The sequence below is a fragment of the Oceanobacter kriegii DSM 6294 genome (genome assembly GCF_000422845.1).
Lineage (GTDB): Bacteria > Pseudomonadota > Gammaproteobacteria > Pseudomonadales > Oceanobacteraceae > Oceanobacter > Oceanobacter kriegii.
The window spans coordinates 186,183-199,416 of record NZ_AUGV01000008.1 but is presented as its reverse complement, the minus strand read 5'-3'; the positions used below and the strand labels follow the sequence as shown (position 1 = coordinate 199,416).

Genomic DNA, 13,234 nt, shown 5'->3' with positions numbered 1-13,234 from the left:
GGTAAAGACGGTAATCAAGCGGTCGCAGCCACCCGGGTTTCAATGGCCTGAATCAACCACTCGGTGTGGGTTTGCACCATGTCTTGCGGGATCAGATCGACACCTTCCAGCAGCAGCGGCAAGGAACGGTGATGATAACTGTCGATCAGGCCATGAATGGCGGTCAGGAAATACAAGGTCAGGCGACGACGCTCGGCGTCCGGCTTCTGCTGCATGGCATCCACCGCATCACTCAGCAAACTCTGAACATGCTGCTGCCATTCTTCGACCAAACGATCCAGGTTCATTACCGCGTTGTCGTCGCGGTCGTCACTCTGGCCCGGCTTGATAACCGGCGGCTGGAACATCAGCTGATAATAACCAGCACGTTCACCGGCAAACGCCACCAGCTGTGCCGTCAAACGGTACAGGGCATCAAGAGAGTCGCTGGAATCCATCGACGTCAGGCGGGTTTGCTCGAACAGCAACTCAAAGCCACGGCGTCGAATGTGCAGTAACAGGGATTCCTTGCTGGGGAAATAGTTGTAGATATTGCTGGCCGTCATATCCAGTTCTGCGGCCAGTTTGCGCATGGACAGATAATGGAATCCCAGTTGGGACATGACGGTCGCGGCGCTATCCATTATGCGCTCACGCTGGAAGGCAATTTCTTCCGGAGTGAAAGGTTTTTTGGGCATGACGGCTCCTGTCGTTGCTCTCGGCGCGGACGAGGTAAACAGCTCCTTGTACCCCTGAATCCGCCAGAACATCATTGTTCTACAATTTTTCGAGATTACTCCCGAGGCCGCTGAAATCAAGGCCAATCACCATTTTTTGTCTATTGATCGACGCTTTTATACGTTCGTTATCCCAAAGCTCTACGACAACCCTTGATACAGGGCAATTCTGGTCCTATCGCAGCCACGTAAAATGGTCAGACCAACTATCAAGGCAGTGAGTTAGCACCATGACAGAACAGGTATGCTGGGACCCTTTGTTGATCCAACGTTATAACCGCCCGGGCCCGCGCTACACCTCGTACCCGACCGCGGTTGAGTTCCAGCCTGTCAGCGCACAGACCGAGCAGCGTGATGCCATTGAGCGTCAGGCCTTTGCTGCCCGTGACCCATCACGGCCGCTGTCGCTGTACCTGCACATCCCGTTCTGCCGCCATGTTTGCTACTACTGCGGCTGCAACAAGATTGTGACCAAAAACACCAGCAAGGCCGCGCCCTACCTGCAACTGCTGAAACAGGAAATCCGCGCCAAGTACGACCTGCTGAGCCAGCATGGAACGCAGCCAGTCGCGGAAGTAGAGCAACTGCATCTGGGTGGCGGCACCCCCACCTTCCTCAGCGACGAAGAACTGGAAGAACTGGTCAACTACCTGAAAAACCTGTTTACCTTCAGCCGCGCCAAAAACGCCGACTTTTCCATCGAAATCGACCCGCGGGAACTTCGCACCGGCACGCTGGTGTTACTGCGCAAGCTTGGCTTCAACCGCATCAGCTACGGCGTACAGGATCTGGTGCATAAGGTGCAGGCCGCAGTGAACCGCATTCAGCCACGGGAAATGATTGAAAGCGTGATGGCCGAAGCCCGTGCTCTCGGCTTCCGTTCCATCAACATCGACCTCATCTACGGGCTGCCTCATCAAACACTGGCCAGCTTTGACGAAACGCTGGATGCCATTATCGCCATGCGGCCCGACCGTTTGTCGGTGTTCAACTACGCTCACCTGCCGGAACGCTTCAAACCACAGCGCCGCATCAACGGCGATGACCTGCCATCAGCACAGGAAAAACTGGCAATTCTGGGCCATTCCATCCAGAAGCTGACCGACGCAGGCTACCACTACGTTGGCATGGATCACTTTGCCCTGCCTGACGACGAGCTGGCCGTTGCCCAGGCCGCAGGCCAGCTGCACCGCAACTTTCAGGGCTATACCACGCACGCCCAATGCGATCTGATTGGTTTTGGTGTTTCATCCATCAGCCAGATTGGCGACTACTATCTGCAAAATCAGGTGGTCATGAACGAATACGAGAGTGCCGTCGCGGCAGGCTATCTGCCGACCATGAAACACTTGCAAGCCAGCGCCGATGACAAGGTGATTCGTTATGTCATCACCGAGCTGCTCTGCCACCTGCAAGTGGACTTTGATGTCATCGACCAGCGCTTTGGCATCGACAGCCGCCAGTTTCTGGCCGACAGCCTGAGCCGACTGCAGCCAATGGTGGAGGATCAACTGGTCGACATCAGCGCCCAAGGCGTGCGGATACGTGACAAAGGCCGGCTACTGGTGCGTAATGCCTGTATGGCATTCGACGAGTACCTGCACCAGCATGAGCAACAACGATTCTCCAAAGCAATCTGAACCTGTACCGCAAGCCCATTCCAGCGCCTGGTCACGCTTGCCGCGCCCCATGCGCTGGGGCATCGAAGCACTGATTCTGGTGCTGTTGATGGTGGTGCTGAGTCTATGGCTCAGCCGCCATATGCTCGACAGCGGTACCCCGCTGCCCGACGCCCCTGTGGAATTCCTCAATCCCGATGACAATCCGGCACCTCATGGACTGACGTTGCATCAGACTATTCAGGCGTCGCAACGGTCGTATCAACAACCCGTCACTCTGGTGTATGCCTTTGCTCCCTGGTGCTCTATCTGCAAGGTCAGTATGCCGGGTCTGGACATGGCGCTGGACGACCAGACCCAGCTGATCGCTATTGCCATGGACTGGCAGGAAAAGTCCGAAGTGGCGGAAATGGTTGAATCGATTGATTTCCAGCACCCGGTGGTTCTGGATCACAACGCGCTGCGAGAATCGCTCAGAATCGATGGTTACCCAAGTTACTATCTGGTCGACGCCAACGGTCAAATTCGCTTTGCCGACCGCGGTCTGACCACACCAGTGGGACTTTGGTTGCGCATCAAGCTGATGCGCTTGCAGGATTGGCTCGGCTAACCCGGCATACCCCGCCAGATGACCCAGCCCTGTTCGGTAAATTGCAGATTCACCGCTCGGGTGAAGGGTTTGTCGAACGACTCATAGCTGCGGCGGAACAGTCGCAGCTGACGGAACCTCGGGTGCTTGGCCCACTCGGCCAAATCGGCCACGTACCATTCCACAATCACTTCGGCATACCAGGCATCGTCGACCCAGTACGCCGGAGACACCGAGATCACCTGCTTGATCGCCGGACGGCCATACACCAGCTCTCGGCCATGTGGCAGCAGTCGCCAGTCTGCGGTTTGCGACAACCGATAATGCCAGATCGCTTCAATCCGCGAGCCTCCGCCTTCCCGCTTGCGCTGCTCCACCGCAGCCCGCCGGGTTACGACCCCTTCATCCATCAGCACCTGCAACAGCTGCGCTTGCTGGCTGCCATCGTCCCGCGCCATCGTTAACGGAAAATGCAGCTCTTGCCACAGCATCGCTTGCTCGGCGGTGACCCGTGTCAACAGCGCATCCACGGTTTGCGGTGACAATGACGGCTGATCAGGCGGCGCGGTCCAGCCATGTGCGGCCGTTGTGAAGCACAGTGAGCACAACAAACACAGTCCTATCCAGCACCGCTGCCAGCGGTGTTGAATGGTGTTACCTGGATTGCCCGGACCACTGATCAATTTAGCAACAGCAGTATCGTGGCGTCGGGAAATCGGGCGCGATTTCACGCCCTGATCCGCCATCACCGGGAAATATTTTTGTAACAAAGGTTCACGAATACTGTCCATATCAATACCATAGCGCCTCCTGAGCCAAATGCCCGCTATGTCACCCAAATGTCATAGCTCACCAGTACATTCGGCCGGATAATTTCAACAGTCAGGTACTCACATGCAACAAGCCACTGCTCCTCAGCGTGCCGTCCAGAATGACGCACCCCTCGTGGCCCGAATCACGCAGGACCCCATCGAAATTCGTCAGGCGCTGGAACTGCGCTACCGTGTATTTGCTGAAGGCATGGGCGCCAAAATCGACAGCGGTGAAGCCGGTATCGATCGCGACCGTTTCGACGATGTGTGTTTGCACCTGATCGTCAAGGACGTGAACAACGACCAGGTGGTGGGTTACAGCCGCATCCTGACCAATGACCTGGCCGAACAGGCCGGTGGCTTCTATTCCGCCAGCGAATTCGACCTCAGCAACATCATCGAATCCGGCAAGACCTACATGGAAATTGGCCGCACCTGCGTTGATCCGGATTTCCGCAGTGGCGCTGTGATTGGCTTGCTGTGGTCTGGTATTGCCCAGTTTATGTCAGCCCACAACATTGACTTCCTGATGGGCTGCGCCAGCATTCCGCTGAACGATGGTTACAGCCGTGCGGTTGCCATCATCAACCACCTGCGCGAAAAGCATTACACCCCAGAGCACCTGCGTGCCGAGCCACGTGTGCATATGCCGACCATCGACACCGACATGGACGGTGCCCGTCTGGTGCCGCCACTGCTGAAAGCCTACCTGCGCATTGGTGTAAAAGTGTGTGGTGAGCCGTTCCTGGACAAGGACTTCAACGTCGCCGATGCGCTGATTCTGCTGAATCGTGACGACATCAACCAACGCTACCTGCGTCACTTCGCCAAAACCGAAGGCTGATACACAACAGCCAGAAAACAAAGGCCCCGATTTGCTGCTGACTGGCAAAACGGGGCCTTTGTTGTTTTATTGATAGTCGTTATCTTGATAGCTGTTTTTCTGACAGCCGCTAGTCTGCTCTTCTTACTCTACCGCTGCTGCTGAACAAATACGGTTTCTGCCCGTTTCCTTGGCGTGATACAAGGCCTGATCAGCGTCTTCCAGCAGCGCTTCCATCCGATCCCGCAACTGCGGTTGCTGCCAGCTGCTACCGATGCTGACGCTAACGTATTCACTGCATGGGGATTGCGGGTGCGGCATACGCGCCATCCGCACCGCATTCAGCATGCGCTGGGCGACGACCTCAACCCCGTGTTGATCGGTGGCCGGTAAAATCACCGCAAATTCCTCACCGCCGTAGCGTGCCACCAGATCGTGGGAACGATTGACCTGACCATTCAGAATACTGGCAATGCGTCGCAGTACCTTGTCTCCGGCCGGATGCCCGAGGGTATCGTTGTAGCCCTTGAAGGCGTCCAAATCGAGCATCAAGACACCAATGCCCTGGCCGTGACGCTGGGCCCAGCGCCATTCACGAGAGAACACCTCGTCGAAGCGGCGACGGTTGGCAATCCCCGTCAGACCATCCGTCACCGACAAGGCCTCCAGCGTGCTGATGCGGGTGCGTTTTTGCAGCAACACGCCCAGCCGGGCTTCCACCAGCCCGGTGTTCAAAGGCAACGGCAAGTACAGCGACGCCCCCGACACCAATGCTTGGGTTTCGAGCACCGCATCGTCCGGCCCTATCACGACAAGATCCGCATCCGAGCGCTGCAACTGGTGCTGCCAGCGCCCCATAAACTGCCCCATATCCAACCCCGGAAGCGCCGATGACAGCATCAATACATCGGGCTGAAATTCGCCGTTCAGCAAACAGTCTTCCAGTTCCGCCAACGAGGTCAGGTTGATCAAACGGCAAGCCGATGGGAACAAATCCCCGATAAACGCCTGCCGAACCAGACTGGTATCGGCCAACAAAACAGTAAGAGGTTGATCCATAAGGGAACCTTATTAGCGGAAAGCGCACGAAATTCGGGCCATACTGACGACGGCGTATTATTTTCTGTCACCCTAACGTATAAATCGTCACCGACAAAATAGCGTCAGCCCGGATCGTCCCGGTGCTGGCCATCAGAACCATCAGGGAGCGTTCAATCATGATGTCACTTACCCAATATCGACCGCGCAAGCGTATTCTTTTACCTCTGATTGCGGCGGCATCACTCAGCCTGAGCGCTTGCGACAGCAAAGACGAAGCGGCCAGCAACAACGAACAAGCAGCTGCTCAAACCAATAAAGCCAAGCAAGAAGCTGCTGCCGCCAAGCCCAAGGTTCGCAACGTCAGCAAAGAGCTGCCAGCGGTGCCCGACTTCGCCAGCATTACGGACGTAAAACAGAAGAAAAAAACCTTCTTCGACTTCCTCTACAACCTGGTGAAACGCGCCAACCGCGAAGTCCTGGCAGAACGCAGCGTGATTGAGAGCTGGAACCCGGACAAAGGCGCCAGCCAGGCCATCACCGACTTGATGGAGAAGTACCGCATTGATGAAAAACTGTCCCCGCAAGACGCGCGCAGTGAACTGCTTAAGCGTGTGCAGGTGATTCCGGCGTCACTGGTACTGGCTCAGGGTGCCAACGAAAGTGCCTGGGGCACCTCCCGCTTTGCCAAGCAGGGCAACAACTACTTCGGCCAGTGGTGTTACGTCAAAGGCTGTGGCCTGGTACCGCAACAGCGTAACGACGGTGCCGTTCACGAAGTGGCCGATTTCGACCACCCGATGGACTCCGTGCGCAGCTACATCCTGAACCTGAATCGTCACTACACCTACGACGACCTGCGTGACCTGCGCGCCAAGGAAATCAAGAAACAGGGCTACGCCACCGGTTTGAATCTGGCCGCCGGCCTGATCAACTATTCCGAGCGCCGGATGGAGTACGTGAAGGAAATTCGCAGCATGATCAGCTATAACAAATTAGACAAGCTTGATCCGACAATGCTCGCGGACATCCAGGGCACCGCGAAGGAAGGTTAATTTGGACTCACGGGAACGCCGCTTCTCCAAACGTTACGACGCCGCTCCGCTGCAAGTCGAAATGCAGCTGAAAACCCTGTTGGGAGGGTGGCGCTCCCCCAATCGTGCCATCGCCATCGATATCGCCAAGGGCGGTATCGCGGTGCTGTCGCCACTGAAATTCCGTTCCGGTCAGTCGGTGCGGCTCAGTGTTGGCAACCGTGACCACAGCCTGCGCCACATTCCTGCCCGGATTGTGCGCCAGAGCCTGCGGGACGGCGATTTTATCTACGGCCTGCATTTCAATTTCGAGAAAATTCCCGAGCAAGCCCGGGCCAGTGCTGAAATCATGCTGTCACGCTTGCTTGCCACGCTGGAGCACAGCCGTGGGGGCGTTCATGCAACCAATGCCCGCACCGCCATACTGGACGGCGCGGTGAGCCCTTGACCCCGTTGGCCAGCTGCGGTTTTATGCCGCTCTTTTAAACTCCCGACCAACAAGAAGAAACACCCATGTCATTACTTACGGGACTGCTGGCGGCCATCCTGCTGGTGCTGAACACATTCTTTTGGGCACCGATGCTGATCATCGCGGCCTTGCTGAAATTCACCCTGCGTCCGTTTGAAAAGCCATTGGGTGGGCTGGTCAACGCCTTTGCCGACCTGTGGATCAAATGCAACTCCTTCTGGATGCGCCACGCCCAACCGACGCAGTGGACCATCAACGCCCCCGCCAACCTCAACCCCAAGGGCTGGTATTTTGTGGTCAGCAACCACCAGAGCTGGGTCGACATCATGGTGTTGCAGTACTGCCTCAACCACCGCATTCCACTGCTGAAATTCTTTCTCAAGCAAGAGCTGATCTGGGTACCTATCATGGGCTTTGCCTGGTGGGCGCTCGATTTCCCGTTTATGAAGCGCTACAGCAAGGCCTACCTGAAAAAGCACCCTGAGAAAAAGGGCCAGGATCTGGAAACCACCCGCCGCTCCTGCGAGAAATTCCAGTACCTGCCCACCAGTGTGATGAATTTTCTCGAAGGCACCCGCCTGACCCCGGAAAAACACGCCGAACAACAGTCGCCGTTCAAGCACCTGCTGAAACCCCGTGCAGGCGGTCTGGCGTTTGCCATGAGTGTGATGGGCGATTCCTTCCACTCGATGATCGACGTCACCATCTACTACCCCGACGGCGCTCCGAGCATGTGGTCGTTCCTGCAAGGCAAGATGCGTCGCTGCCATATTGAGATCCGTGAATTCGATATTCCCGCCGAGCTACTGAAAGCCGACTACCAGAACAACCCACAGGAGCGGGAACAGGTGCAACAGTGGGTACAAACATTGTGGGAAGAGAAAGACGCGCTGATCGAACGACTGGCAGACAAATATCACTCGAACACATAAGCTAATAACTGAGAATTACTATTGTTCGTTGGAACATTGGTGTATCTAAAAGCCCTAATTTGTTCGAGTCCGTTGAATACAGGAGTTTTCCGTGAAGGTATATGAAGACATCAGCCAATCGATTGGCAATACCCCTTTGGTTCGCATCAGCAAAATCACCGATCACCCCCACGTTTACGCCAAGCTGGAAAACCGCAACCCGGCCCACTCGGTAAAATGCCGCATCGGTGCCAACATGATCTGGCAAGCCGAACAGGACGGTAAACTGAAGCCGGGTATGGAAATCGTTGAGCCAACCTCCGGTAACACCGGTATTGCACTGTCCTTCGTGGGTGCCGCTCGCGGTTACAAGGTGACCCTGACCATGCCAGAAACCATGAGCATCGAGCGCCGCAAGGTAATGATGGCTCTGGGCGCTAACCTTGTACTGACCGAAGGCGCCAAAGGCATGAAAGGTGCTGTGGATAAAGCCGCTGAACTGCTGGCCGAAGACCCGGAAAACCGCATCCTGCTGCAACAGTTCGAGAACCCGGCCAACCCGGCCATTCACGAAAAAACCACGGGCCCGGAAATCTGGAACGACACCGACGGCGAAGTTGACGTACTGGTTGCAGGCGTTGGCACCGGCGGCACCATTTCCGGTACCTCCCGCTACATCAAACAGCACAAGGCCATTACCTCGGTAGCGGTTGAACCGGCGGCCTCACCAATCATCACCCAGAAACGCGCTGGCGAAGACCTGACGCCGGGACCGCACAAGATCCAGGGCATCGGCGCCAACTTCATTCCGGGTAACCTCGACCTCAGCGTGATTGACCGCGTTGAACAGGTCAGCAACGAAGAATCCATGGAAATGGCCCACCGCCTGATGTCTGAAGAAGGCATTCTGGCTGGTATTTCCTGTGGTGCCGCCATGACCGCAGCCCTGCGTCTGGCCGCCGAACCGGAATTTGCCGACAAGAAAATCGTTGTTGTGCTGCCGGACTCCGGCGAACGCTACCTGACCTCTCCACTGTTCGAAGGCTTCTTCGACAAGTAAGCGGGTAACGCCATGTCGATGTTGCATCTGCACAATGGCGAATCCCTGCTGGACGGCGAGCTGGATTTCTATCCAGCCGCCGTTATTCAACCCGATCCGCTGTTCGATATTCTCCATCAGCAACTGCCCTGGCACAGCGATACCATCACGGTGTACGGCAAGGAGCACCGGATTCCGCGTCTGCAATGCTGGCTCGGCGATGCCGGTCTGGCCTATACCTACTCCGGTAAAACCCTCCATACCCTGCCGTGGCATCCCGTACTGCAACAACTGAATCAGCAGCTTAATCAGGCACTGGGGCTGAATAACAATTCAGTGCTGTGCAATCTGTACCGCGATGGCAACGACAGCATGGGCTGGCACAGCGACGACGAGGCCGAACTGGGGCCTGCGCCTGTGGTGGTATCCATGACGTTGGGTGCCGAGCGCGATTTTGCCCTGCGCAAGAAAGGCGAGACTCGCATGTTTGCCAAGCTGCCGCTGTCACATGGTTCGGTGCTGGTGATGAAAGCCGGTATGCAGTCACGCTGGCAACATGCCCTGCCGAAGCGTGCGGGAATCGCATCGGCCCGTATCAACCTGACCTTTCGGCAACTGATTCAAGACACGGCTGCGGTTTAAGGTTTAGCGCGATATCACCGTCTCAATGCGGAACATGATCACCGGAGTGGTTTCGTAGTTGCTGTCGCGTTCCCAGATCAGTTCCGGCGAGATTTCCCCAAACACCCAGTCCTGATACAACTTGCGGCGATAGCGCAGGCTGGCGGTGTAGGAATAGAAGGTCGGCGTCAGCTCGGTATCCCCTGAGGCACCAGCGACATAGGCCAGTGCCGCTTTGGAACTGAGCTCGTGGTACAAGCTGGCGCTGTAACTGAGCTTGAAGAAATCGTCGTCGAGCAAATAGCCCGCCTTGGCGTTAATCCGAAACAGCTTTTCGATATTCAGCGGGTAGTTCAGCTGCACGCTGGTGTCTTCCCCCCAGCCTTTCGAGCTGTACCAGTAGAGGGTTTGCGTGGCCTTCATTTCCCACTCGGAAAACCAGGCATAGCGACGGGCCCGAAAACGGGTAAACGGGTCTGGCGGCATGCCCCAGCGCACTCCGGAATCCAGGCTGGTTTTCCAGCGGTCGGTTTCGCGGAAAATAAACCGCAGCGCCGCCGAGTAGTTATTGTTTTCCACACTTTCCAGCGGGTCTGCCTCGCGGGCTTCTTCGTCACTGGATTCCAACAGCAGGTTCAGCCGCTCACTGATGCGGGGCAGCTCCAGATTGACGCTGACACCGAACTTGTAATCTACCGGCTGCCCCGCTTCCCGGCGGGTATAAAACGACAGTTTGGCGCGACTTCCACCGACGTCATCTTCAAGAATGTCTTCACTGAAGAAGGTATCCACAAAAAACGAATCGATATCCCCAGACAGGTTATCCAGATAGCCCGCCAGCCATTTGCGTGAACGGTTCACCATGCCATCACTGGCATCGATGGGCTGGTTTTCCGAGTATTGATCGTCGCTGTTGGAGGCGTCGGCATCCAGCGAGTCCGACTCGTCTGCTTCTTGTTGCACCGGGCTCATAGGCACCGCAATGGCCTGACGATACACCGGGGTTGGTTGCGACAGGCTCAAAGCTATAGCCGTCGGACTCAGTAACCAGCCAGACAGGCAAAGCCCCACGACAACACCGCGGGCATGAAGCAACGGCAACAGCTGCAAAGCAGATAGCCAGCGCATATCAGCGGTCAGACCGGGTCATGGTGAATCAGCACCTCGGCGCGGGGGAATTGCGCCACAATGGCGGCTTCTACCTGCTCACCAATTTGATGGGCACGGTACAGGCTTTGGTCGCCCTTGAGGTCGAGGTGAAACTGAATAAATTGCACGGCACCGGCCTGACGGGTTTTCAGATCGTGGAACCCTTGTACCCCGTCAATACTATGAATCAACGCATTCAGCGCCTGCTCGTCTTCCGGTAGCATCGCCTGATCCATCAGTACTGCCAGTGCCTCCCGGATGATTTCGTACACGCTGTGCAGCAGCACACCGGCAATCAGTAAGGCCACCAGTGGATCGAGCCAAAACTGTTCAAACCAGGCGGCTATCAAGGCCACAACTACCGCCAGACTGGTCAGAATATCGCCGTAGTAATGGGCAGAATCGGCTTTGATCGCCAGAGAATGGGTGACTCTGGCAACCCAGCGCTGATACATCACCAGCGCGGTCGTCAGCAGCGCTGAAAAGACCATCACGCCAATGCTTTCTGGCAGGGCTGCCAAAGGTTGGGGATTCAACAAGCGGTCGACCACGTAAATCAGCAAAGCGGCGGCCGAACCCAGAATAAACGCCGATTGAATCAGCGCCGCCAGTCCCTCGGCCTTGGTATGCCCGAATGGGTGATCGTCATCGGCGGGCATCAACGCGTAGCGAATGGCAAAGAAGTTCACCACCGAGGCGGCGATGTCCATCAGGGAATCCAGTAAAGAAGACAACACCGAGGTGGAGTCACTGGCGTACCAGGCCGCCAGCTTGGCAATCAGCAAGGTCGTCGCCACCACAATCGAGGCCGTAGCAGCGCGCTTGATCAGAACAGCATGTGGCTGTGTTGTCATAGATTATCCCCATCGACTGCCAGTCAGTATGCCAGACGGGCTATAACAACTGTAGCGAAGGGGTTGGCGAAGCGACAGATGTTATTCTGACGCGTCCAGTACCAGGCAAACCCGGTGACCATCCTGCTCCGCCTGATTGCTGTAGCGCCAGCCCAAACGGTCGGTCAGTTGCTGGGTCAGCTGCAAGCCCAGGCCAAAGCCCTGATCGCCGCGATCCTGCTTCTGCTCTTCGATGTCATCCTGACTGTCGCTGTCGGCCGTGCGTTGCTCAAAGTTGTCGATATGCATGGTGCCGCCCTGCTGGCGGATTTCGACCCGCCCTTCCCAGGTGTGCTGGAAGGCGTTACGAATCAGGTTGCCCAACACAATCCGCAGCGGCGTGGCCGGGAATTCTGCGGTCCAGTTGTCGTCCACCTCAACCACTACCTCTACCTGCTTGTTGTTCAGCAGGAACGCCAGTTCTTCGGTCAGCTGTCGGGCCAGCAAGCCCGGTGACAGCTGCTTTCGTGGCAACTGGGAAATGTCGTCGCGGCTCAGCCACAGCAAGGTTTCGGTCAGCTGCGACATGGTGATGCCAGCACGCTCCAGACGGTGCAAGGTTGCCACCACCCGATCGTCGTGAAGGTCGATGCCACGGGCGGCCATTTTCGACAGCAGTTCGGTGTTGTTACGCACCACAGCAATCGGCGTGCGCAGTTCGTGGCTGGCAAAACGCAGGAAAGCCTTTTCCCGCTCCAGCGTCTCGTGCATACGACAGACACTGCCGTGCACCAGCGAGGCCAATTCGTTCAACTCGGTATAGCCAAAGTCCGGCACCGGCTGCTTCAGATCGTGGGAATCGAGTTTGCGGGTCCAGTTCACCAGACGACCGGCCGGGCGAGCCACCAGGCTATAAAGCAAGAACGCAATCAGCAGCACAATGGCAATGGAAGCTCCGCCGACAATCCAGATATCCCGGCGGCTGTCTTCCAGCTGATGCGACACAATGCTGCGCTCGTGCGGGCGTCGGAAGGTAGTAGCGATGTACCAGACGTTCTTGTCGTCCTTACGCTCTGCCGAGCGGTCCTTGTCCCGTTCGCCGTCTCTGTCTCGGTCGGCGTCGCGGTCTCCGTTACCATTGCCGCGCTCGTCGCCTTCAAACTGGCTGGGATCACCGCCGAAGCGGCCAAAGTCGCGTTCGGTAAAGCGTTTACTGACCGGGTAAATCATCACGAAGTAGAGCATTTCCGGGCGTCCGGTAACGTCCTTCACTTCGGCTTTGTGGATGGAGCCCTTACCCTTGGGTTGCTTGTCGAAGTGCTGACGAATGCTTTCCGGCAAGTCTTCCCATTCATCGGCCAGGTAATAGCCGCCAAACGGGCCGCTTCTGAGCATGCCACGCTGGGCCAAATGCCGGACGGTGGCTTCCATATCACGGCTCAGCACCACGTCCATACCGCGGATCATGTAGTCCGCGGTCAACATCGAATAGCCCACCGCCAGCAGGATTCCGAGCGACAGGAAGGCTGCAATCAGTAGGGTTTTCAGGCGTAACCGGAAACGGGGAAAGGTCATCAACAA

Annotated in this window: 14 protein-coding genes; 8 read left to right on the top strand and 6 right to left on the bottom strand. The window is 56.7% G+C overall.

What is annotated here, in order from left to right; translation table 11 throughout:
* Positions 1–14 precede the first annotated feature (14 nt).
* The gene (locus G516_RS0107300) at positions 15–677 is read right to left on the bottom strand and encodes a TetR/AcrR family transcriptional regulator (RefSeq protein WP_028293087.1); all 663 of its coding nucleotides are present in this window, start codon (positions 675–677) and stop codon (positions 15–17) included.
* 269 nt (positions 678–946) lie between these two features.
* Between G516_RS0107300 and hemN the strand changes: the two genes are divergently transcribed.
* Positions 947–2,356, top strand: coding sequence for an oxygen-independent coproporphyrinogen III oxidase (gene hemN / locus G516_RS0107295; RefSeq protein WP_028293086.1), 1,410 nt, complete (start codon positions 947–949; stop codon positions 2,354–2,356).
* Positions 2,325–2,945: a redoxin domain-containing protein gene (locus G516_RS23795; RefSeq protein ID WP_051219044.1), complete on the top strand. Its 621-nt coding sequence runs from the start codon at positions 2,325–2,327 to the stop codon at positions 2,943–2,945. The genes hemN and G516_RS23795 overlap by 32 nt, the downstream gene beginning before the upstream one ends.
* Here the strand turns inward: G516_RS23795 and G516_RS0107285 are convergent.
* Positions 2,942–3,715, bottom strand: coding sequence for a hypothetical protein (locus G516_RS0107285; RefSeq protein ID WP_028293085.1), 774 nt, complete (start codon positions 3,713–3,715; stop codon positions 2,942–2,944). The two genes, G516_RS23795 and G516_RS0107285, sit on opposite strands and share 4 nt — an antisense overlap.
* Positions 3,716–3,869: 154 nt before the next feature.
* Between G516_RS0107285 and G516_RS0107280 the strand changes: the two genes are divergently transcribed.
* Positions 3,870–4,580, top strand: coding sequence for a GNAT family N-acetyltransferase (locus G516_RS0107280; protein WP_211225078.1), 711 nt, complete (start codon positions 3,870–3,872; stop codon positions 4,578–4,580).
* A gap of 123 nt (positions 4,581–4,703) precedes the next feature.
* Here the strand turns inward: G516_RS0107280 and G516_RS21510 are convergent, their stop codons facing one another.
* On the bottom strand, positions 4,704–5,618 hold the full coding sequence (locus G516_RS21510) for a GGDEF domain-containing protein (RefSeq protein ID WP_051219043.1): 915 nt from the start codon (positions 5,616–5,618) through the stop codon (positions 4,704–4,706).
* Positions 5,619–5,776: 158 nt separating this feature from the next.
* Here G516_RS21510 and G516_RS21505 point away from each other — a divergent pair, with 158 nt between their 5' ends.
* The 5 genes from G516_RS21505 to G516_RS0107250 all read left to right on the top strand — a co-directional run bounded on the left by G516_RS21505 (position 5,777) and on the right by G516_RS0107250 (position 9,692).
* Positions 5,777–6,652, top strand: a complete 876-nt coding sequence (locus tag G516_RS21505; RefSeq protein WP_051219042.1) for a glucosaminidase domain-containing protein — start codon at positions 5,777–5,779, stop codon at positions 6,650–6,652.
* Position 6,653: 1 nt separating this feature from the next.
* Entirely contained in the window at positions 6,654–7,079 is a 426-nt protein-coding gene (locus G516_RS0107265; RefSeq protein ID WP_028293083.1) for a PilZ domain-containing protein, read from the top strand.
* Positions 7,080–7,144: 65 nt separating this feature from the next.
* On the top strand, positions 7,145–8,032 hold the full coding sequence (locus tag G516_RS0107260; RefSeq protein WP_028293082.1) for an acyltransferase: 888 nt from the start codon (positions 7,145–7,147) through the stop codon (positions 8,030–8,032).
* 91 nt (positions 8,033–8,123) lie between these two features.
* A complete protein-coding gene (gene cysK / locus G516_RS0107255) occupies positions 8,124–9,071 on the top strand; it encodes a cysteine synthase A (RefSeq protein WP_028293081.1) in 948 nt (315 codons plus the stop codon).
* 12 nt (positions 9,072–9,083) lie between these two features.
* Positions 9,084–9,692: an alpha-ketoglutarate-dependent dioxygenase AlkB family protein gene (locus tag G516_RS0107250; RefSeq protein ID WP_028293080.1), complete on the top strand. Its 609-nt coding sequence runs from the start codon at positions 9,084–9,086 to the stop codon at positions 9,690–9,692.
* A 3-nt stretch (positions 9,693–9,695) separates the two neighbouring features.
* Here G516_RS0107250 and G516_RS0107245 read toward each other — a convergent pair whose 3' ends face one another.
* From G516_RS0107245 to G516_RS0107235, 3 genes are all read right to left on the bottom strand, one after another.
* Positions 9,696–10,694, bottom strand: coding sequence for a hypothetical protein (locus G516_RS0107245; RefSeq protein WP_028293079.1), 999 nt, complete (start codon positions 10,692–10,694; stop codon positions 9,696–9,698).
* A 113-nt stretch (positions 10,695–10,807) separates the two neighbouring features.
* Entirely contained in the window at positions 10,808–11,674 is an 867-nt protein-coding gene (locus G516_RS0107240; protein ID WP_028293078.1) for a cation diffusion facilitator family transporter, read from the bottom strand.
* Positions 11,675–11,755: 81 nt separating this feature from the next.
* Positions 11,756–13,228: a sensor histidine kinase gene (locus G516_RS0107235; protein WP_028293077.1), complete on the bottom strand. Its 1,473-nt coding sequence runs from the start codon at positions 13,226–13,228 to the stop codon at positions 11,756–11,758.
* Positions 13,229–13,234 lie beyond the last annotated feature (6 nt).